Source organism: Brevibacterium epidermidis NBRC 14811 (genome assembly GCF_001570805.1).
Classification (GTDB): Bacteria; Actinomycetota; Actinomycetes; order Actinomycetales; family Brevibacteriaceae; genus Brevibacterium; species Brevibacterium epidermidis.
The window spans coordinates 582726-604286 of the sequence record NZ_BCSJ01000003.1 but is presented as its reverse complement, the minus strand read 5'-3'; the positions used below and the strand labels follow the sequence as shown (position 1 = coordinate 604286).

Here is a 21561-nt window from a genome sequence, read left to right as displayed (position 1 = left end):
GCTCCCCTACCCATAGTTCTTGGTCCCGCGTTATTCGCCCAAACTGTTGACTTCATAGATTGAACGCGCGTTTAATATTAAACATGCGTTCAACCAATTCTGACTCTCGTCCTCGCCGGTCTCCGAACTCCTCGCCGGAGACAGCGCAGAAGATCCTGTCTGCCGCAGTGGCAGAGTTCGCCGAACACGGGTTCACGAAGACGACGATCCGCGGCATCGCTGCCGCTGCCGAGGTCTCCCCCGGTCTGGTCATCCACCATTTCGGGTCGAAGGACGGGCTGCGCAGTGCATGTGACGACCACGTCTTCGACCTCATCACGAACGCGAAGGCACGCAACGCCGAATACGCCACGATGGCCGTGCAGATGATGTTCAGCGATCCCGAGCTGGCCACCTCGGTGGACTACCTCGTCAAATCCCTGCTCGATCCCAGTGAGCACGGTCAGCGGTACTTCGACCACTACGTCGACCTCGTCGAGTCCTATATAACTGACGGCTTCGCCGGATACACCTTCCGCCAGAGCGAGGACCCCCACGGACAGGCCGCGATGATCGCGGTCATGGCATTGGCGCCCTCTCTGCTCGACCACAGGCTGAAGTCCGTCCTCGGCACCGCCGACACGACGGAGACCATGACTCGACTCGCCCCGCACCTGCTCGATCTCTATCTGCACGGAGTCCTTGAATCCGTTCCCGACACCACACCGGAGCCCACTCAAGGGGAGTCCGAACCCGCCTCAGGAGAAGAAGAGCCATGAGCACCCTGACTCGCACCCGCCGCATGGACGACCACGATGGAGCCGCACCGTCCGCGATCTCACTTCACGGCGTCGTGAAGTCCTTCGGTCGCGTCCGCGCGCTCGACGGACTCGACCTCGATGTCGCTCGCGGGGAAGTCCATGGCTTCCTCGGCCCCAACGGAGCCGGCAAGTCGACGACGATCCGGATACTGCTCGGCATCCTGCGACATGACGCTGGAACGGTGCGCCTCCTCGGCGAGGATCCATGGGCGAAGGCGGTGCCGCTGCACCGTCGCCTGGCCTATGTACCGGGCGATGTCGAACTGTGGCCGGGACTGACCGGCGGGGAGGCGATCGACCTGTTCGCCCGGCTGCGCGGAGGCGTCGACACGCGCCGACGTGATGAGCTCATCGAACGTTTCGACCTCGATCCGCGGAAGAAGGGCCGGACCTATTCGAAGGGCAACCGGCAAAAGGTGGCACTCATCTCTGCGTTGGCCTCGGATGTCGAACTGCTCCTCCTCGATGAGCCGACGGCCGGTCTCGATCCGCTCATGGAGGCGGTGTTCCAGGACTGCATCCGGCAGGCGAAGGAGGCCGGGCGAACGGTGCTGCTGTCCAGCCATATCCTCGCGCAGGTCGAAGCTCTGGCCGATCGGGTATCGATCATCCGCTCCGGTCGCATCGTCGAGACGGGAACCCTCTCCGAGCTGCGGCACCTGTCGCGGACGACAATCACCGTCGGGCTCGAACATGATGTGCCCGCCCTGGCCGAGATGGCCGGAGTCCACGACCTCGTGCGCGAAGGTTCGCGACTGCATTTCAGCGCCGATACGGCGCAGCTGCCCAGCATTATGCGGGCGCTCGGCGAGCATGATGTCGAGTCGCTCACCGCGACCCCGCCGACCCTCGAACAGCTGCTGCTGCGTCATTACGGCAAGGAGGAGTCATGAATCTGCTGGCCGCAAAGCCCGACCACCATCATGGTGCACATGAACGTGTTCGGCGAGGCCGCCTCGGCGAGGGGAACCTGGCGGGGCTGGGCCACCTGCTGAGGTTCATGCTGCGCAGGGACCGTTTCTGGCTGCCGATCTGGGTGCTTGGGCTCTCTGCGCTCACCGCGTACTTCGCGAATGCGATCGCGGTGGTCATGGATGGCGATTCGCTGCAGGCGATGACGGCGTTTGCGAAGAATCCGGTGATGGCGCTCATCACGGGACCGGGATATGGGCTCGATCAGGTGACGATTCCGCGGTTCATCGTCGGCATGTACGGGGTGTTCCTCATGATCGGGGCTGCCCTGATGTCGATCCTCACGGTCTCCCGGCATACTCGCGCCGAGGAGCAGACCGCGCGGGCCGAGCTCGTCCGTGCCGGGGTCACCGGTCGGCATACTCAGCTCATTGCGGCCCTTGTGCTCACGGTGTTCATGAATCTCCTGCTCGCTGCTGGGATGGCGGCGGCGTTCGGATTCTCTCAGGCCGAACCGGATTCGTGGTCGGCGACGGTGCTGTTCGCGGTCGGGATCGGCGCGGTGGGCTGTGTCTTCGCGGCCGTCACTGCGGTCACGGTGCAGCTGAGCGCTTTCGCCAGGGCCGCCTCATCGATGGCCGGCGCGGTGTTGGCGCTCAGCTTCGTGCTGCGTGGGATCGGCGATATGTCGCACGTTTCCGGAGGTTCGCTTGACTGGCTTTCGTGGCTCTCACCATTGGGGTGGGCGCAGCAGACTGCGCCGTTCACCCTCGATCGCTGGTGGCCGCTGCTGTATTCGGCCGGCCTGTTCGTGGTCCTTGTCATCGTGGCGGTGGCACTGCAGTCGCGTCGTGACCTGGGTGCCGGAATCGTCGCCGAACGGTTCGGCAGGTCGCAGGCAGGACTGCTGCTGTCGACGCCCTTGGGTCTGGCGCTGCGCCTGCAGGCATCGGGCCTGTTCTGGTGGTCGCTGAGCATGCTGATCATGGGCGTGGTGTTCGGCTCGTTCACCGGGCCGATGAATGAAGGTGCGGCGGGAATGCCGCCGGAGATCCTGTCCATCATGGGCGGACAGTCGGGGATCGTCGACGGCTACCTCGGTTATATGGCCCTGTACTTCGCGATCATCGTCGCCGCTTATGCGGTCATCGCCGCTGGTGGACTGCGGTCAGAAGAGTCCTCGTTCCACGCGGAGCCGGTGCTCTCGACAGCGGTTTCCCGCAGCGGCTGGTTGACCTCCTGGGCGGTGGTGACGCTGTTCGGGGCGGGATGGCTGATGGGCATGGCCGGCCTCGGCGAGGGGATCGGGGCGGCCGTGTCGATGGGCGATTGGTCCCTGCTGTGGCCGACCCTGCTCGGGCACCTCGCGCAGACGCCGTCGATCTGGGCACTGCTCGGTTTCGCCTACCTGCTCTATGGCTTCGCCCCGCGGCTGATGAGCGTGAGCTGGATCGTCTTCGCCGCCTCGGCGGTCCTCGCATTGTTCGGCGGGCTGATGCAGCTCGACAAGACGGTCCTCGATTTGTCCCTCTTCACCCATATCGGCCAATACCCGGCCCAGGACATCTCCGCCGAGGCCGTGCTGTGGCTGGCAGGGATCGCTGCGGTTCTCATCGGTGCGGGGATACTCGGGTTCCGGAGGCGGGACCTGGTCACAGCGTGATCGTCAGTCGTGCTGCTCGGTCAGGTAGCCGAACGACCGGGCCCGGATGAGCACATCTGCCCGGTTCGAGACTCCGAATTTGCGGTAGAGGGCGGAGAGACGGTTCTTCACCGTGCCTGTCACCTGATGAAGCTCTTCGGCGATCTCGGCGACGGACAGGCCGCGTGCCAGGAAGTCGATGAGCTGGGCTTCGCCCGCACTCAACTGCGGCGTTTCAGCTCTGTCGACAGAGACCGAACCGATTTCACGCAGCCGCTCCATCAGCTGGGCCGGTGAGGTGAAAGTCTCGGAGAACTCGTTCGCGGCCTCCGCCCATACGGGCGAATCGGCCGTGAGGTCGATGAGTCGACTGCGATCAGGCAGCGGCAGAAGTGCCAGCGGCAGCAGCGAGCTCACCCAGGTCGAGAGGCTCACCGCCATTGGGAAGTCACTCTTCGCGGCAGCCGCGTCCCCAGTGCGCAGCTTGGCCGCTGCACGGATGGCCGCGAGCTCTGCGCGGCTGCGCGGACCGAGCGAACGGTGGTAGAACCAGGTATCGGCACACGCAATCGCCTCGTCGTTGCGGCCGGCCACAAGCTTCGAGCGGACGTCGAGGACGATGCGCGAGTCGCACGTCGGCGAGAGCTTCTCGCGGTCGAGCTCGGCCCATCGCAGCTGACCGAGAGCGATGAAGACCATGCTTCTCCCGAATGCCAGCAGATCCGTCTCAGCTTCGGAGAGGACTCCGCTGTCACGAAATCGCTCCGCATCGTCGTTGACGAAGAGCAGATCTGATTCGGCCTCTGCGGACAGCACCGCCAAGGTCCGTGCAATGAGGGGCAGATAGACCCACAAAGTTCGCATTTCTGGGTACGCAGACAGTGCGTCGAATTCTGCCTGGGCCCGTTCCAAGTCGAGACGATCGAGGGCTCGCAGCGCCGCGGCGATACGCAGCGGCGGAGTGACGAGCTCGTCGATGATGACGCTCGGCGGTGTCTCTGAACGGCCAGTGCTGATGCCGATTTCGGCCCCGGCTCGGCTGAGTTCGGACGGTTCTGCGGCCAATGCGAGATGAGCATCGGCTCGCTCACAGTCGCCGCTGACGGCCGCGATGAGAGCCGTCCACGCGATGATCGCCGGAAGCAGGAAGTCGCCGTCGATGTGACCGGCCCGAGCGGGCCCTTCGATCTCATTGAGCAGAGACAGTGCCCGGCGAGACTCGGATGCATGGTGGAGTGCGATCGCGGTGAGGAGTCGGACGACGGAACGCCCGCGCACACTGCGCATCTTCGTCGCGGCCCGGATGCCCAATTCTGCGGCGTCACTGTGGCGACCGGAATCGGCGAGACCGATCAGCTGACGGACAGTGCCGATGACATCGGTCGGCAATCCGACCGTCCGAGCTTCTCCGCTCTCCTCTTCTCCCGGTGTCGAAGCGCCGAGGATCGCCGGCAGGCGAGACCTGAGCAGTCCCGGACCGGTATGCCTGATCGCGGCGGAACGGATGCGTGCCGGATCGACAGCCGAATCGGCATCGATATCCTCGGCGAGTGTTCCGTAGAATCCGAGCCCGGGCCAGTCCGCGCGAATCTTGGGCGGCAGAAGACGGAACGTGGTGCAGGCGGTCCGCGGCGTAAGCAGGAACATCGGTATGCCCACCGCCTCGGTCACTCGCAGCAGCTGAGGCCAGCAGCCGCCGTGACGAGCCAAGAGCAGCACATCGCTGAGGAGTTCGGGCTCGACGGTGCCTGCCGATTCCATATGTTCGATGAGCACTTCGAGAAGAGCGGCGATCACTGGTTTCCCACCCGCTGTAGTGGCGAGGTCATGGCGCAGCTTGGCAGCGATGAGGGTGGGGACCTGCAGCAGTGAGCCCCGCACCAGATCCTCGACACGGGTGAGTATCCCGCTGGAGTGGAGTCGGCTCAGCACACCGTCAGGATCGTTGACGCCGATTCCGCCGAGGAGGTCGTCAGCCACCGCGGTCAGTGCCCGCACGGCAGTCTTCTCTGACACATCGCTGAGTTGAGCGAGCACCGAGGCTGCTGCTGTGTCACCAGGTCCCAGCTCGAAGGACAGACGTGGGCACAGCTCGACGACCCATTCGGCGAAGGACACGGATTCGGGGTCCACTGTGACCCCAGCGGTGGCAGCGGCGCGGAGGACCGCCTCGGCGAAGCGAGCACGACCGGCGCATTCCGTCCACAGCAGATGGCTGAGATCGGTGTCGACCGGGCCCACGCCCGAGGATTCGAGTTCGACGATGAAGTCTCCCAAGCTGAGGCGGGGATCCTGCGCGGTCCCTTCAGCATTCGAGCTCATGGTCGCCCATCCTCCATCTCGGCGGATCACACCCGCGTCACGCTCATCGACGTACACGTGAGCTCCCCTCTTACATCCCGCTGTCAACGTTCGGACGACCAGCACGTAGCTTGCTGACCTGCCCGGACTCCCAATGTGCCGGTGAATCGTCGGCAATTGTCGACTAACCGGAGCAATATGCGGTCATCCGCCAATGGAGTGCGGAAGCACGAAAGCTGCACTGTGATCTGCGGTCATCCCCTCCGCGCCTCCCTACTCTGATTCCATGCATACTGTTGAATGCCTTGAAAGCACCGAGTACCAGCGGTTCCTCGAAAACTTCGAGACCGCAAGCTACCAGCAGACTCCGCAATGGGGAGACGCACGCAGCCAGATCTGGGACTATGAGGTGCTGGGCATCCGAGACAGTACCGGAGCGCTGGTCGCTGCGACGCTCGTCAAGTACAAGAACCTGCCTGGGACTCGGTTCCGTTTTGCCTACATTCCGCAGGGCCCACTGATCGACTGGGCCGCCCCGGGTGCGCTAGAGCAGCTGCAGGCCTTGACTGCTCATCTGCGCGCGAGGAACATCTTCGCCGTCAGGATCGCTCCGCCGTTGAAGCTGCGAAGCTGGCATGCCGACACGGTGAAGAAGGGACTCACAGATCCCAGCGTTGTCCGATTCGACGATCTCGCTCCCGACGACACCAATCCTGTCGGGAGTGACATCGTGCGCCAGTTGTCACGACTCGGCTGGAAGGAAGTCCGCGGCAATAAGGAAGCCGAAGCCAGCCAACCTCGGTTCAATTTCCACCTTTCGCTGGAAGGCGGCTCAGAACAGGCCGTCTCGTCACGGATGTCGAAGACGTGGCGGAAGAATATCCGCAAAGCCGAACGCGCGGGGGTGCAAGCGCAGACCGGAGAACTGGCGGATCTCGATGAAGTGCTCCGAATATTGGCGGAGACAGCTGACCGCAACCATTTCAATGCAAAGCCTCGAAGCTACATCGAATCAGTCCTGACAACCTTGGCCGTGGACTTCCCCGGTCGGATCACGTTCGATGTCGCCAGGCACAATGGCGAGGTACTCGCCGCCGAGGCCACAGCGCAGATCGGCAGAAGGGTGCAGGGCATCTTTGCTGCGACGAGCACGCTCAGGCCCGAGGTACGGCCGTCGAATGCCCTCTATTGGGAGATCATCCGACGCGCCGTCGCAGACGGAGTCGAACTCATCGATATCGGCGGGGGCCAAGATACTTTGGACCCCGATGTTCCGACTGCGGGCCTGATCCACTTCAAGGCAGGTATGGGAGCAGATGCGCACGAATACATCGGCGTCTGGGACCTGCCGCTGCGGCCGCGGATCTACACTGCATTCTCTTCCCTGCTGACGCTGCGGGACCTAGCCCAATCGGATGCCACGCACAAGATGCGTGACCTCGTCAGCCGCCTCGGCGAATACTCGCACCGGGGCGTGAAGGTCGGCAGCTGAGGCGACATCAGCTCACCCTCATCGAGCTCTCGCCTGGCCCTCTTCGTCAGCCCGTGACGCGGATACTCTCAAATTTCGCGGAGACGACGTTCCATTCGTATCGGTTCCAGCTCTCACCGATATCAACCCCGAAGGCCTGTGCTAGATAGTAGAGAGGCACATCTGCGCCGGCAAGGTGGACGAATGGATACCCACCGCCGAATCGGGGGTTGATGTCGATCACGGATGCCTTGCCCAAGTCATCGACGAACACGTCAACGTCGATGAGCCCCGTCAGATCTGAAGCTCCGGCAATCCGCTCAGCGATTCGAGCAAAGGGGGCGGGGTCGACGGTCACGGCTTTGTCCGTCTCTCCGGCTCTCATTCGAACCTTGCGGCGGGCGAGAACTCCGCTGAGCGTTCCGCCGTCTGTCAGGCTGCCGATGATGTCGACACCATATTCAGCTCCCGGGAGCTTCGGCTGCACCACGACGCCATCCCTGGTACCCGGATGCCCACCCGCTGCCGGGGCTGAAAGCGCAGATTCTGTCACCGCCTGACCGACGTGGTCTGCTGAGACCACCCGCAGGCCCGAGGACCCACTGCCGAATCTGTGCTTGACGACGAACTCGTCGGCCTGAGCGCTCAGCTCATCGATTCCTTGGTCATCCGCGCCGCTGATGGTCGTCGGCGTCGGAACCTCAACGGCGGTGAGCATCTTCGCCATCTGCAGCTTGTCTGCACAGCCGGCCTGCCAGGCCGCCGATACTCCCGGCACCAGCACGCCGCTGTCCCGAAGAGAGTTCGCGAGTCCACTATTCACATGAACATGCATGAGCTCGTAGTCATTCGCCGACACGAAGATCTTGGCGTCGAATTCGGCAACCAGGCGCATCAGCTCTGGACCGTAGTCGGGATCATCGTATTTCGGCAGACTCCGGCCGACGTCGCCGTAGGAAGCAGAGGAGCTTGTCGGATCGTTTTCGGCAACGATCACTCGCCCGTCGATGCCAAGAGCGTCGAAAGCCTCTCGAAACCAGTCGATGAGATACAGGCGTCTCCCGGCTGAGCTGATGATGATCGTCGCTGGCTTTGCTGTCACACTGTCCTCCTCGAACTGGTCCGAGTCTCCCCGATCACATAAGACGGTCTCTGTACAAATGGAATTCGCCCGGGCCGAATTCGTCAGTTACATTTTTTGCACATCGGGGCGCAGGATATTACTGCGAAATTCCGATTCCATTCTGCCCGAATCAGTTTGTTTCTATTTCTATCATCAGACATTCCGATGACAGCATGCGGTTCTCCGCAATAATCAGTGAAACGACTCCGCATCCCAGCTGCTCTCCATAGACTGATTGAAGACACGACGCGAAATACAGAAAAGAGTGGTTGAAGTGGCGCAGCACGGGACCCGGCAGCACGAGCCCCAAACGCCGGCTTTTGTCCTGGACTCATCAGTCCTCGAAGAATTCATCGATAGATTTCGCCAAGCACTTTTGAATCATTGGCCGAATTCAGTGCTGTCATATTCTTTCAAAACAAATGCACTGCCTTGGCTTCTGTCTTTTATGAATACGCAGGGCGTCTGGGCAGAGGTGGTGTCGGATGCCGAATACCAACTTGCACTGTCCGTGGGATATCGCCCGGATCGCATCGTGTTCAACGGCCCGGTCAAGAGTCGGCAGCGATTGCGCCAAGCACTCACCCACGGTTCAGTCGTCAACCTGGATTCGAAGCGAGAGGTCAGATGGGCCGCCGAGCTCGCCGAGGAACAGCCTGAGCAGAGACTTTCCGTGGGTTTGCGCGTCAACTGGAATCTCGAAGAGAGATGTCCTGGGGAGAGCACCACGTCGGGACAGCACAGCCGTTTCGGGTTCAATGCGGAAAACGGTGAGCTCGGCGCAGCGATGTCTGAGCTGAAGGCCGCAGGGGTGAGGGTTGCAGGTCTCCATATGCACCGGAATTCGCTCACACAGAGTCTGTGTGTCTATCAGGCATCGGCGGAGCTCGCTGCCGAGCTCATCTCCGAGTTCGACCTCGATCTCGATTGGATCGATATCGGCGGCGGGTTCTTCGGCAGTCCTGCAGGAACTCCCACGTTCGACCAATATGTGTCCACGATTCGCGACGGCCTCGAGGGAACGGTCGACATCGGCCGAACTCAATTGATCGTCGAACCGGGTGGTTCGCTGATTGCAGTGCCTGTGGAATTCCATTCCCAGGTTGTCGACGTCAAAGACGTCGGAGATCACCGGTATGTTGTCACCGATGCCAGCCGTACCGATATCGATCCTCTCTTTCGGCGGCAGAGGGTGTTCGATGTGCGCATCGATTCCACTTCCGAGGAATCGATTCCCGAACAGGTGATCTGCGGCTTCACCTGCATGGAAGACGACCGCCTGACAGTCGTGAAAGACGCGCCGCAGCTGTCCGAAGGTGACCGGATCGTCTTCTACCGGGTCGGTGCCTACACGATGTCCTACCAGTCTTCCTTCATCGAGTTCCCTCCAGCTGTCTTCGTCCGGAACGACGATTCTTTGACATTGGTGAGGCGGAGGGGCTCGGTGGACGACTATCTGAGCGGACATTCGTGGCTCGATGCCTCTGCATCGATACCCGCCGCGGTCGCAGCTGGTTCTTGACAGAATCTCAAGCTGGATCCTGACGCTTCGAAGCAGCTCATGCCGGCTGTAGGCCGGCACTATCGACGGAGAACGGAGAATTCGTCTCTTCTCGCCGTCGTCACCCCGACTTCATAGTCCAGCAGTGTTGGAGCATCGGCCAGTCCCGCCAACTCACGGACCAGATAGGCGGGTACATCCGCTCCCGCAAGGTGACAGAACGGGTACCCTCCGCCGAACCGCGGGTTGATATCGATGATATTTGGGGAGCCTTCGGCGTCTTCTTTGAAGTCGACGTCGATCGGTCCCACCGGTTTGAGGAGTTCTCCGAGTTCGACAAGTGCCTGAGTGAAGCGATTCGCTGCGACTGTTGTGGCGACATCGGTGTCTCCGCCTCTCATCCTGTCTTTGCGCCTCGCAAGTGCCCCATTCAAACGGCCGGTTCCGTCAAGGGAGAAGACTCCATCGACGCCGAACTCCGCTCCAGGCAAGAGGGTCTGGATGATGACGGCGTCTTCGCCGTGAGTTGTCGGTCGTCCCCCTGCATCTTTTGCCGTCTTCGCCGATTCGATGACCATTTCCTGCAGAGTCTCACCAGTGGCAATGCGAAGCCCGTCTGATCCGCTTCCGAAACGATGCTTGACGATGAAACCGCCGCCCGAGTTCGACTCCTGCGCCACGTCAGCCTCACTGCCGAGCCACGTCGCAGGAGTGGGAAGCCCTCGGTCACGCAGCCTGGCAGCCATCAGGTGTTTGTCGAGGACGATGTTCTGCGCATCGGCGTCGAGTGCTGCGACTGTGCAGCCGACCCTACTCAGCTCTTCTGCCAGGCCACTGGCCAGCACCTGAAGCTCATAGTCATTCACCGAGACAAAGAGGTCAGGCGTTTCCTTCCGAACCCAGTTCAATACCTCTTCGCGATACTCAGGAGAGTTGTATGCCGGCATCACCACGCCACGGTCTGCCAGGGACAGGGTCGGAGCCGTACGTCGATACTCGAACGCGATGACTTCGCCGTGGATTCCCTCGGTCCGCAAGGCCGTCTTGAACCACTCCACATAATGCGCCCGGTGCGCGGCAGAGGCAATGACAACCTTCAGCCCGTTCGAATTCTTCATCCGGAATCCTCCTTCAAGTGCGTTTCGACATTCACACCGACCGCTCAGATCAATGTATCCAAACAGGCAGTACTGGCTGAGCACGAAGTCAGCTTCAAGCGTCGACGCACGTATGCTTTTCTCTTCTCATCCGAAGTCGGACCGAGATCGACGATCATCGTGGCACCGAGGCGGTTGAGAACTTCACATATCGAGTCGGTCGACGGTGGCGACGGCAGAGAGAACCGGCGGGTGACTCAGCCCTGCGAGGTCGCACCTTCTGTACGGCTGAATCCTCTCTTTCGGCAAGTCGCTCATGCTCCTCTGGTTGGAAGGTGACGAATTGTGGAGAGACCTGCCGCGGAACGTAGAAGGTGAACAGCCAGAGGACGACGAGTGCTGCAATTCGCGCGTACATTCGCACCATCCAAGTGTGGAAACCGGACCAGACTATGTCTCCGACTCCACCCAATAGGGCTGCGAAGAACACCAGGAGCAGGAGGTCGCGTGGCCCCTGAGCCGCACGTCGGTAGCTGCGGATCGTCCATGAGTCGATGCGATCGAGCATCAGGGCGAGAAGCGGAACGCCGATCATCAACCCCAGCGCTCCGAAATTCCACCACAGATCACCGTAGACGGTTGCCACCGTGGAAAACCCGGTGCCGTACAGTTCTGGGTCGGTCAGAGCAGCGAGCTGATAGCCGATGGCGTCGGGCATCCAGTCCGGCGCAAGCCCATCGGGCAGAGCCGCCCCCAACGGTGACAGCAGCGATGCTCCGAGAGTCGGGAGACCTCCCAGATCGAAGTCATGTATCAGAGACCCGAAGTTGCCGATGCCGACGAACATCGACGAGAGACCTGTGTCGTTCCCGTGCTCGCCGCTCAAGGAGGTTTCGTATTCCTTGCGCCATACCCCCAACACCGCAAGGATCATCGGAGCGAGGAAGACTCCGACGACTTTCAGCCATTGACGTCCGTACCGGAGGAAGAAGATGTAGACAGCCGCCAGAATGAGCGCTATTGCCCGTAGGCGGCCGGTCCCCGAGATGACGGCTGTCGGATACACCAGAAGTGCACAGACGATGGCCACGATGTTCCAGGGGCTCCCCAGGCCGCGCGGGCTGAGCAGAAGCGCTATGCAGATGAGCAGGATTGCCGATGATCCGAATCCATCCGCCAGCACGCCCAGCCGATCTCCGAGAAGTACTGTGGCTGCGAGAGTGAGGACTCCGGCGCCGAGGGCCCACCTTACAGTGCGGACCGGCAGCACCACCTCATCCGGTCTCCCTATCTTATCGGTTCTCAGGCAGAGCATTCCGATCCCGATCTGCGTCAGCGTAGCGCAGAACAGAGCCGTATTGAGGGAGGATTCAGGGTGGGAGCCGACGATGAATGACGGATCTGGGATGACGAGCAATCCGCTGACTCCGACGATTGCTGCACTCGATGCCATGAACAGTCCCGGCATGGTGATCCGATCGCGTCCGAGCATCACAAACAGTGTCATGCCGTGGGCAAATGAGACCGCGGCGATGACCCCGCTCGAAGATGCGGCTGCTTCGATGTCCGCAGAGAACCATATGCGAGCAATGACGACGATCAGCGCACAGACTGCGGTCAGTGATACCGCGAAGATCGAAGAACGGGCAGGGTCCTGGAGGGCACCTGTCGGGGCTTCGGCGCGGTGCCGCTGAGTACGGACAGCCGACAGCACGTCATTCACCTTGCGTGAGCTCAATCATTGCTGATCGCCCATATCCCAGGGAAGACAGATCGACGGCCCGGATCCGGACGCAGAGAGCTGTCAGAAACTGAAAGAGGGATCTCGCGGTCCGAAACTGGAGGAGCTGCCGACTGCCGGACCGCCAGCTGCTTCGAATGGCTGGTCTCCGGCTCAGCACTGTGAGCCCAAGTGTCGGGTTCTTTCCGCGTCGAACGCGGGTCATAGCTGCTGCCGTAGGTCTGCGAATATGCTGTCCCTGAGGTCCGGGGTACCCCGTTGAGCACGATTCCGAGAAGGCGGGCCTGCACGAGTTGGATCTTTCGCAGCGCCTGAGTGATCTGCGTTCGACGTACAACCCCGTTCCGTGCAACGAAGACGGTTCCGGACACTCGAGTAGCCATCGCCACTGCGTCGGTCGCGGCAAGCACTGGTGCAGAGTCCAAGACGACGACGTCGTACTGCTTGGCGGCTTCTTCGAGGAATACTGTCATCTGCTCGCTGTCCAGCAGTTCAGCCGGGTTCGGGGGTATCGGACCACTCGCAAGAATGGCAAGATTGGCCAGTTCCATTGGCTGGACGACGTCTTTCAGCTCGGTATCCCCGATCAGCACTGTCGACAGGCCTGCGCCCCCTTCAATACCGAGATACCGATGCACCGAGGGATCGCGCAGGTCAGCATCGACGAGAAGCACGCGTTCGCCGCCGCGGGCGAGAGCGGATGCGAGGTTGATAGAGGTCACCGATTTTCCTTCGCCTTTCACCGAAGACGTGACGAGCAGCGATCGGCTCTTGCCTCGCGGCTCGAGGAAACGAAGATTCGACCGAAGTTCCCGGTACGGTTCAGCCTGGACATTCTGCGACCCATGTTCTGAGACGAAGACGTGGTTCTCTCCTGCGGAGATCAACGGGACCGTTCCGATCACCGCTGCGTCTGTCAGCTGCTCGATGTCATCTGCCTTGCGCACCTTGTTATCCAAGCGATCTCTGAGCACTGCCGCCAACATCCCTGCGAGTATTGCGGCGATCAGACCGAGCACGAAGTTCTGCGTAAGATTCGGCGAAGCCGGCACTCTCGGCGCCGTCGCAGGAGTGACGACCGTCAACTGGACTGTCGCTTTTCCGCTGGTGGTTTCGAGATCTGCGACCTGTTCCTGCAGGCTTTCAGCCACCGCATTCGCAAGTTTCGCCGACTCTTCAGAACCACCCGCTCTCGCAGTGATCGAGATGAGCAGCGTGTCTTCGGGGACGTCCGCTGAGACGCTGTCAGCGAGCTGTCCGGCGTCGATATCCAAGTCGAGAGATCTGATGGCAGAATCAAGCACAATAGGAGTAGTAACGAGATCCGCATAGGTGTCAATCTGCTGCCGGGCATAGTCGGCTGCTGCCGAACGATCGGTGACGGAGTTGCCGGGATCAGTTCGGACGAAGACGTTTGCGGACGATTCGTACACCGGTGTCTGCAGCGCCGTGAATCCGGCAACCCCAGCTATCACAATGAAGGCGGTCGACAGAGCGTAGACCCACCGTTCACGGAGAATCGTCAAATAGTGCTGAACAATCATGATCGTTCACTTTCTGCGCGACAGTGTGTGGTTGGCTGAAAGGTCTGAGAACGGGGATTTCGCCGCTGCCCGTATGTATGGATATGTCCACCTGGTGAGCGTCCACGATCAGCGCGCATCGAGGACCACCCCGCCGAGTCGTTCGTACGTCACTGACCGGTCGAAATGGTCTTCGGCCATTCGTCTTGATCCCTGGCCGCGTTCTGCCAATCGACGGTCATTGGCCATCTTCTTGAGGGCCTCTGCAAATGCGGACGGAGTCGATTCGCAATTGATGCCCGCTCCATACTCGGTGAGAAGATCTTGGTACTCGGCACACTGCTGAGAGTTGACGACGGGGAGTCCTGCGGCTGCATAGTCGCAGACTTTGTTGATGATGCTGGCCGCCGAGTTCGCAACGATTGGGTTGATGGCGATATCGCACCCCCGCAGCCGCGAGACCATCTCCGGGTAGTCGAGTTTTCCGTAGAACACCACGTCCTCATCAAGATCTTCTGTTTCTCTTCGCCAGCGATCTTCGAAGGGGCCCGTTCCCATCACGTGCAGGCGCATGCGGATGCCTTCCCTCCTCAGTTCGCGAAGAGCCCCGAATACCGAAGGCAGGTCATAGCTGTGTCCCAACGTTCCGATATATGCGAGCTCTGCGGTTCCTGCCTGCGTGGGCCGCAGAGCCGGATAGGCGTCGAACTTCGTCAGATCCGACCCGAGATACACGGTGGAGACAGTCGAATCGCCTCTGCGTGCCGAACTGACTCGTTCTGAGTAGGTTTCAGAGACAGTCACCACCGCATCCGCCGCTCGATAGATCGCCTCGGCACGTCTGCGGATGGGGATCATTGCCTGGCGCACCATCCAGCGTGGTCGCAAGACCATTTCAAAGGCCTCTGGCCACAGGTCCTGCACATCGAGGATGAATCTGACATCGTTCTTCTTCGCGAATTCGGCTGCGGCTTGAGCCACTTCGAGAGAAGGCATGGAGCAGTAGATGACGTCCGGGACCTTCCGCTGACGCAGGTATTCAGCAAGGTTCCTGCCGAGGGCTCGGTGGCTGCGCAGACGGCCGGCAGAGACGTTGCTCCGATACGACGGTTCATGCACATAGGTGGTCGAGTACAACGGGCTCCGTTCCACCGAAGTGTCGCGTTGTGTCTTGAACGCGTGCTGGAACGAGGACGTGACCAGCTCGACTTCTGCACGGCGGCGAGCAAGAATGCTCGCCAAGCTGTCAAAGCGATCGTTCGGCAGCCATCCGGTTGCTGTGTAATGGGCGATCATCAATACGTCCATGACTTCACTTCCTTGTCCGGTCTGGATATCGGTCTCTGAGTTCGACGTCAGCTCTTGCGGGCATTGCTGTCGCGGATTCGATGTCTGTCAGGTTCGCACCACCACTGATCTCGTCATCGCCGAGCCCAGCTGTGTGCGACTGCTGTGACTTGCGTTTGATGACACGCAAGAGCGTGAAGGCGCCGGCAGCTGCGCAGACGGCATATCCGATGATGGACCCGTATGCCGCGCCGAACATGCCGTAGTGCGGAATCAGAGTGATGTATGCGATGAGCGAAGCCACGGTGCCGATGATCTCAACGACCGACACCGTTCCCGGGGAATCCGCAGCGATGAGGAGGCCCTGTTGGACACGTGTGATACCGAAGATGACGGCGGATATCGCCAATGGAATGATGGCGGCTGCAGCCGGCGCATACGATTCCGGCAGAACGAAGACGATCATTGCATATGCCGCGACTGCAAGTACCGCGGCAGAAGCCACCAGCAGCAGAACGCTTCGGGCAATGATCCGCACCACCGGAAAAGAGTGGGAAGAGAAGCCTTGAGACCAACTCCGCAATGAAGCATCAACCCACTGCTGCACCGGCCAGGTAGCCATCTCGAGAACAGTGGCAACAGTGACGTACAGGCCGAGTGCAGCCGAACTGCTCAAGATCGGCAGAAGCAGACGATCGGATCGCAACATAGCGGAATTGCTGAATTCGGAGGGGAGCAGGACCCAGCCTCGCTTGCGGAGTCCTCGCTTCTCTGCTCGAGTGGGTTCCAAATGCTTCGGCGGGCGGGGTGCGACGAACAGGAGAACCACTGTCGGTACTGCGGAGGCCGCATAGGCCCACATCCACACCACTGGGTCGTTCACACCGATCAGCACCAGCAATACCGCTCCGACGACGATGATCAGCTGGGTGGCGATCGCATTGACGGCAAACCATTTCCACTCACGGCTGCAGACATAGGCGACGCGCAGTGCATGCACCAATGAATTGAGCGCAACATAAGTAGCAATCGCGATCACCCCCAGCCACATCCATCTGGTGCTGAACGGTGACAGCGCGGCTGCGATGAAGGCAATGGGCAGAACGCAGAGGGTGCCGGGCGTCACCATGCGTGCAAAGACGCGATATTCGGTGCCGAATGCTCCAGACCGAGAAGCGATAAATGGCCGTTCGAGCCCCATGACAGCGAAAACGGAAAGGAAGTATGCCAATTGCAGTGCAAAAGCCAGGTCGCCGCGCCCCGCTGGGCTCAATACGACAGCGGCAAGCAGATTGACTGCGACTGCACCACCGGCCGCCAGGATCTGGGCCGCCACCAAAACAGCTGCGGCAAATTTCGTGCTTCTCTGCCCTTCACTTATCGACATCACTGGTGTCCTCCCATCCAGTGAATTCCGGCATGGTGTCGTGGCCGTGTTTGCTTATTCCCCGCCGCCCGACGACTGTCCGCACCGTCTGCAGAAGGATGGAGAGATCGAGTCGCAGACATCTGCCGTCGACGTATTCCACGTCGAGACGGAAACGGTCTGCCCACTCAAGTTCGTTGCGCCCTTTGACCTGTGCCAATCCGGTGATGCCAGGACGAACCTCATGCCGCCGAGCCTGCTCAGGTGTATAGAGAGCGAGATATTCGACAATCAGTGGTCGCGGACCGACAAAGCTCATATCACCGCGCATGACGTTCCACAGCGAAGGAAGTTCGTCGAGGCTCGAGGCTCGAAGGAAACGGCCGAGTCGAGTCAGGCGCTGCCCGTCAGTCACACGCTCTCCGTTGGGCTCCACCATGGTCCGGAACTTCAGAATGTCGAAGACCTTGCCGCCGGCCCCTGGCCGAGGCTGCCGGAAGAGCACCGGTCGGCCGTGTACTGCCAGGACGACGAGGGCAACTCCGGCGATCACAGGCGACGCCACGATGAGTCCGACGACGCTGAAGCAGATGTCGGCAATCCGTTTCACATGGTCATAGGAAGTCCGTGCCTTCGGTTTGTGCAGTCGTTCCGATGTGCGCACACGTCCCGCACTCATCACTGCTGACTGTCTTCTGCCTTTCAGCATCACTCCCCCTCCCCGAGGTTCAGCGCTCTTTGGAACAGAACCGAAACCCCTTCGACGGCAGGGGCGAGCTGGAGTGCTGAAAGTGCGTAGATGTCTCGAGAGCAGCCGTACGGGTCAACGACATCATCGTGCGCTGGAAGCGTGAGATTCCGCCTCCGACTCCGACGCCGACCGGCTGCTTCGACGGCGGCCCGCAAGCGGGCTGCCCGGTCAGCTGTGGGAACTGCGCCTTCGTTCACAATGTCCTCATCCCGGGTGACTGCCGCGAGCCCCGAAAGCTCTCGGATTGTGAAGGTTCGGCGAACGATTCGAGGGTTGAGCTCGACGACCTCACGCCTTTGCTCGCGTGTCATCGTAAGCACGAGATCGGCAGCGCCGAGCAGATCTTCGTCCACTTGCCGTGCACGTTCGGCCCGCTCTTCGATCACTCCCATGAACCCCGCGACCTCCCACACTTCCTCCGGTGTCCGATGGCCCAGGGCCGCACGGGTGCCGGCTGACTGAACACGGATCTCGCGGACGTCGGAGAATCGCTGTGCAAGCACGAGCTCTGCCAGAATCGACCGGCAGAGATTTCCTGTGCACACCGTGAGGACGTTGAATTCTTCCGACATCAGTTCTTAACCGTCCGCCAGCAGCTGACATACGGAACAACGGATTCCACTCGACCGGAGTTCTCCATGCCTGTACCTTCCTTGACTAAGGACTCGGTGCGACTGATCCGAACCGAAGTATGCGATTCCCTTGCAGCAGCTCACAGAATGACGCCGCTGTACCCGGCCCTTGGCCGAAGCCCGGAAGCGAGTTCGAACTCACGCTATCGTCGAAGATTTTCTCGAGGCTCCTTCCGGGCTCTGCCCTGCGGAGGTCCGCAGAGGGAGTGCGGATATCCACTCTCGCTCTGCGTTCTCCCTGGGCAAGAAGCGTTGACCTGCTGCCTCAGCAGGTCAAAGTTCATTGCCGTTATCGCGGAGCTAGGCAGCCTCGCTGTCCGAGGAACACGGTGACAGTCGCGATGACGCGTTCGACATCGTCATCGCTCATCGTCGATCCACTCGGCAGATTGAGCCCGGAGGCGAAGATGCCTTCGGAGACTTCACCGCCGTACATCCGCGCTCCGGCGAAGACCGGCTGCAGATGCATCGGGTTCCACAGTGGCCGCGTCTCGATATCGTGCTCGGCCAACCATGCACCGAGCTCGCCGGCGTTGAATCCCGTGCGACTCTCGTCGACGAGGATCGCCGACAGCCAAGCGTTGTCACGGTGTTCGTTGACGTCACCGAAAAGTGAGACCCCGTCAGTCGCCGCGACGATCGAGTCGCGATAACGGCCGCGGATCTCCCGACGCCGTTCGACCAGCCCCTCGAGTCGGGCCAGCTGTGCCCGCCCGAGTGCGGCAAGCAGATTACTCAGACGGTAGTTGAAGCCGACCTCTCTGTGCTCATAGTGCGCCACCGGCTCTCTGGCCTGCGTCGACAGATACCTGGCGTATTCAGCCAAGCGCTCATCATTCGTCAGCAGAGCACCCCCACCCGAGGTGGTCATGATCTTGTTCCCGTTGAAGGACACCACCGCAGCCTCGCCGAGGCTGCCGCAGGCGTGGTCTCGATAGCGGGATCCCAGCGATTCCGCGGCATCGACGAGGACCGGAACGTCGAATTCGGCAGCGATCGGAAGAATCCGGTCATAGTCCGCGGGCCGACCCAGCAGATCGACAGGGACGATGGCTGCCGGCTTCGCTCCGCTCCGAATCGAGTCCTTCAGCGCGCGATGGAGCTGGATCGGATCCATGTTCCCGTCGTCGACGCAGTCGACGAACACGGGTTCGGCCCCGCAGTAGGTGATGGCATTCGCCGTCGCGGCGAACGTCATCGTCGACGTGATCACTCGGTCTCCCGGCTTCACTCCGAGGCCCAGCAGACCGAGATGCAGGGCCGCCGTGCCAGACGAAAGTCCGACCGCGTGTGCGACTCCCACCCTGTCTGCCAGTTCCTTCTCAAAGGCTTCGAGGTCCGGGCCGACAGGCGCTATCCATCCGCTGCGGAAAGCACGGAGCAGATATTCTTCTTCGAGTTCTCCGACATCCGGTCCCGAGAGCAGAATCCGTTTGGCGGCCGGGATGGTCTGAGACGAAGCAGTCACCTGAGGCTTCGTGGACACGGCATCCGAAATCGTCATGACCTGACCTCATCGTTGACCAGATTGACCGGTGCCGGCACGTAAGCGGGTCCACCGACGGGTTCCCGACGGACGACCTCCGGCTGAGGACGGCACGAGCGGGCACAGAAGTCGTCGATGACGCTGCGGTCTGCCGTGAACTCAGGAAGATCAACAGGTGAGAGAACCGGTGCCTCAACACGGCTGATCTTGTCGTGAATGCGGATGACGGTGCCTTCGTAGTCCCCGAAGAGCTCTTCGTCGAGCTTCTCACCCTCGCGCAGACCGGTGTAGACGATCTCGGTGTTCTGATTCGACATCGCAACCAGACTCCGCGCGATGTCGACGATGCGCACGGGCTCGCCCATGTCGAGAACCATGACGTAGCCGTCTTCGCCGATCGTCGCCGCCTGCAGCACCAGCTGGCAGGCCTCCGGAATCGTCATGAAGAACCGACGGACCTCCGGATCTGTGACCGTGATCGGACCGCCCTGTCGGATCTGTTCCTGGAACGACAGGAGCACCGACCCGCGGGATCCCAGAACATTGCCGAAGCGGACCGAGAGATAGGTGCCCGGGGACTTCGCTGCGAACCCGCTGACCAGACGTTCAGCGATCCGCTTGCTCTTCCCCAGCTCACTCGTCGGTGCGGCGGCCTTGTCCGTCGAAATGTTGACGAACGTCTCGACTCCGACTGCACGAGCTGCTTCGAGGACGTTGAGGGTGCCGTGGACATTCGTCTTCCACGCCTCCTCGGGGAACCGCTGCAGCATCGGCAGATGCTTGAGTGCCGCCGCATGGAACACGATCTGCGGCTTCGCCTCGGCGAAGATATGATCAAGCGCGTCCCGGTCGCGGATGTCGGCAAGCACCGTGTTCGGCGACATCAGCAGCGCCGAACCGTAGAGCGTGAGTTCGACACCATGCAGAGCCGTCTCATCCCGATCGAGCATGACGAGACTCTCCGGGTGGAGAGCGAACAGCTGCCGGCAGAGTTCGCTGCCGATCGATCCGCCGGCTCCGGTGACAAGCACACGTTTGCCTGCCACCTTCTTAGCGATCTCAGCCAGATCGGTGTGCACCGGTTCACGACCGATGAGATCCTCGACCTTGATATCGCGGATATCGCCGATCTCGACCTTGCGATTGACCATCTCGGCCAACGGAGGGATCGTCCGCAGCCACTTCCCTGTCGATTCCAGACGTTCACGGCATTTCTGCAGGAATTCCGCATCGGAATCAGCGATCGCGACGATGACTCCGGCGACATTGAGCCATCCGGCCACCTCGGCGATGTCATCGCTCTTCCCACGGACACGGACACCGTGGATGCTCAGATGGCGCTTACTCGGGTCATCATCGATGAGCCCGACGGGAAGATACTCACCATCAGGGTTCGAAAGCATCTGACGGATCAGGGATTCGGCGGCGTCGCCGGCTCCGACGACGAGCACTCGCTCACCCTGCAGGGGACGGGTCACGATCTGGTGGGCCCAGCGGATGAGGTACCGGCTGCCAGTCATGAAGATCACTGCGGAGAATACAGTGAGCAGAACGAATGGAGCATCCCCCAAGGTGACAGCCATCAGTCCGCACGCGATGATCAGCGCGATGACCGCGACCCCGCCGTATTCGGCGAAGCTTCCGTAGTGATAGCGACTGCGATAGAGCCCGGTGAGCAGGCCGAGGAGCAGCTGCAGAATCGCTACCGTCGCGAGCGCGGAGCCGAGTTCGACTCCGCTCACGGCCCCCTGCCCCATGACCGCCGAGGCGAGCAGCCCGGCAGCTGCCCAAGCGACAAGGTCGAGGGCGAGCTGGAATCTCGTCTTTCCCCTCCAGATCCGCGTGGTCAGCCGTGCCGGCCACGTCGCACCAGAAGTCGCTGCAGGTGGCGAAGCCACCCCCACAGCGCTCCCCCGGCTAAGTGGATT

The 21561-nt window shown here is 61.2% G+C and carries 16 protein-coding genes; 5 read left to right on the top strand and 11 right to left on the bottom strand.

All coding sequences use genetic code 11. From position 1 onward, the window contains the following. The first annotated feature begins 83 nt into the window (after positions 1-83). Genes BEP01S_RS04330 through BEP01S_RS04320 form a run of 3 tightly spaced genes read left to right on the top strand, consistent with a single transcriptional unit; the run spans position 84 to position 3375 of the window. On the top strand, positions 84-758 hold the full coding sequence (locus BEP01S_RS04330) for a TetR/AcrR family transcriptional regulator (RefSeq protein WP_062240789.1): 675 nt from the start codon (positions 84-86) through the stop codon (positions 756-758). Then, positions 755-1693 carry an ABC transporter ATP-binding protein gene (locus BEP01S_RS04325; protein WP_083532509.1) on the top strand — a complete coding sequence of 313 codons (939 nt, stop codon included), beginning with the start codon at positions 755-757 and terminating at the stop codon, positions 1691-1693. Before BEP01S_RS04330 ends, BEP01S_RS04325 begins: the two co-directional genes overlap by 4 nt. After that, positions 1690-3375 carry an ABC transporter permease gene (locus tag BEP01S_RS04320; protein WP_174521214.1) on the top strand — a complete coding sequence of 562 codons (1686 nt, stop codon included), beginning with the start codon at positions 1690-1692 and terminating at the stop codon, positions 3373-3375. Before BEP01S_RS04325 ends, BEP01S_RS04320 begins: the two co-directional genes overlap by 4 nt. A gap of 3 nt (positions 3376-3378) precedes the next feature. Here the strand turns inward: BEP01S_RS04320 and BEP01S_RS04315 are convergent, their stop codons facing one another. After that, on the bottom strand, positions 3379-5676 hold the full coding sequence (locus BEP01S_RS04315; protein WP_062240787.1) for a response regulator transcription factor: 2298 nt from the start codon (positions 5674-5676) through the stop codon (positions 3379-3381). 265 nt (positions 5677-5941) lie between these two features. On the opposite strand from BEP01S_RS04315, the gene BEP01S_RS04310 reads away from it, so the two are divergent. After that, positions 5942-7147: a lipid II:glycine glycyltransferase FemX gene (locus tag BEP01S_RS04310; RefSeq protein ID WP_062240786.1), complete on the top strand. Its 1206-nt coding sequence runs from the start codon at positions 5942-5944 to the stop codon at positions 7145-7147. Between the two features lie 46 nt (positions 7148-7193). Here the strand turns inward: BEP01S_RS04310 and BEP01S_RS04305 are convergent, their stop codons facing one another. After that, entirely contained in the window at positions 7194-8228 is a 1035-nt protein-coding gene (locus tag BEP01S_RS04305; protein ID WP_062240784.1) for an ATP-grasp domain-containing protein, read from the bottom strand. A 286-nt stretch (positions 8229-8514) separates the two neighbouring features. On the opposite strand from BEP01S_RS04305, the gene BEP01S_RS04300 reads away from it, so the two are divergent. Beyond that, on the top strand, positions 8515-9771 hold the full coding sequence (locus tag BEP01S_RS04300) for a type III PLP-dependent enzyme domain-containing protein (protein ID WP_244882044.1): 1257 nt from the start codon (positions 8515-8517) through the stop codon (positions 9769-9771). Between the two features lie 59 nt (positions 9772-9830). Here BEP01S_RS04300 and BEP01S_RS04295 read toward each other — a convergent pair whose 3' ends face one another. The 9 genes from BEP01S_RS04295 to BEP01S_RS04255 all read right to left on the bottom strand — a co-directional run bounded on the left by BEP01S_RS04295 (position 9831) and on the right by BEP01S_RS04255 (position 21531). Further along, positions 9831-10952, bottom strand: coding sequence for an ATP-grasp domain-containing protein (locus BEP01S_RS04295; protein WP_157070512.1), 1122 nt, complete (start codon positions 10950-10952; stop codon positions 9831-9833). A 70-nt stretch (positions 10953-11022) separates the two neighbouring features. After that, positions 11023-12561, bottom strand: coding sequence for an O-antigen polymerase (locus tag BEP01S_RS04290; protein ID WP_157070511.1), 1539 nt, complete (start codon positions 12559-12561; stop codon positions 11023-11025). 20 nt (positions 12562-12581) lie between these two features. Beyond that, entirely contained in the window at positions 12582-14132 is a 1551-nt protein-coding gene (locus BEP01S_RS04285) for a tyrosine-protein kinase domain-containing protein (RefSeq protein ID WP_062240768.1), read from the bottom strand. 108 nt (positions 14133-14240) lie between these two features. Then, positions 14241-15419, bottom strand: a complete 1179-nt coding sequence (locus BEP01S_RS04280) for a glycosyltransferase family 4 protein (RefSeq protein WP_039212073.1) — start codon at positions 15417-15419, stop codon at positions 14241-14243. A 4-nt stretch (positions 15420-15423) separates the two neighbouring features. After that, on the bottom strand, positions 15424-16785 hold the full coding sequence (locus BEP01S_RS04275; protein WP_083532508.1) for a lipopolysaccharide biosynthesis protein: 1362 nt from the start codon (positions 16783-16785) through the stop codon (positions 15424-15426). Then, a complete protein-coding gene (locus tag BEP01S_RS04270; protein WP_244882043.1) occupies positions 16772-17374 on the bottom strand; it encodes a sugar transferase in 603 nt (200 codons plus the stop codon). The genes BEP01S_RS04275 and BEP01S_RS04270 overlap by 14 nt, the downstream gene beginning before the upstream one ends. Before the next feature lie 98 nt (positions 17375-17472). After that, positions 17473-18087: an arsenate reductase/protein-tyrosine-phosphatase family protein gene (locus BEP01S_RS04265; protein WP_039212069.1), complete on the bottom strand. Its 615-nt coding sequence runs from the start codon at positions 18085-18087 to the stop codon at positions 17473-17475. Between the two features lie 349 nt (positions 18088-18436). Further along, entirely contained in the window at positions 18437-19651 is a 1215-nt protein-coding gene (locus BEP01S_RS04260) for a DegT/DnrJ/EryC1/StrS family aminotransferase (RefSeq protein WP_083532507.1), read from the bottom strand. Continuing rightward, positions 19648-21531 carry a nucleoside-diphosphate sugar epimerase/dehydratase gene (locus tag BEP01S_RS04255; protein WP_062240762.1) on the bottom strand — a complete coding sequence of 628 codons (1884 nt, stop codon included), beginning with the start codon at positions 21529-21531 and terminating at the stop codon, positions 19648-19650. Before BEP01S_RS04255 ends, BEP01S_RS04260 begins: the two co-directional genes overlap by 4 nt. Between the last annotated feature and the right edge of the window lie 30 nt (positions 21532-21561).